This window comes from Pseudoalteromonas sp. S3178 (genome assembly GCF_005886985.1).
GTDB classification, from domain to species: domain Bacteria; phylum Pseudomonadota; class Gammaproteobacteria; order Enterobacterales; family Alteromonadaceae; genus Pseudoalteromonas; species Pseudoalteromonas carrageenovora.
The window spans coordinates 1-242 of record NZ_PNCW01000146.1; the positions used below are offsets into that span (position 1 = coordinate 1).

Annotated in this window: 1 protein-coding gene; it reads left to right on the forward strand. The window is 33.9% G+C overall.

Annotation, left to right across the window (positions count from 1 at the left end; genetic code table 11):
• Positions 1 to 242: hypothetical protein (locus CWC11_RS20395; RefSeq protein ID WP_138684146.1), on the forward strand; the 242-nt coding region annotated here is incomplete at its 5' end.

Below are 242 nucleotides of genomic sequence, written 5' to 3' on the forward strand. Positions count from 1 at the left end.
TAACTAACCTTGTTTACGATATATACGAAAACCCAACTTTAATAGAAGAGCATCAAGTGCTTATAATGCCCTTGTTGAGCGATTTAGTTGCTAGCGCACCAGCTGGGTTTGAGGGTATGGCGACGATGATTAATACCCATATTTCTAATGGGTTTAAATTCAAGAACCCTAAAATACAAAAATTTGAACTTGAGTCAGGGCTTTTAAAACTTAAAACGTATTTTCAAAAAATAAACCTTTAA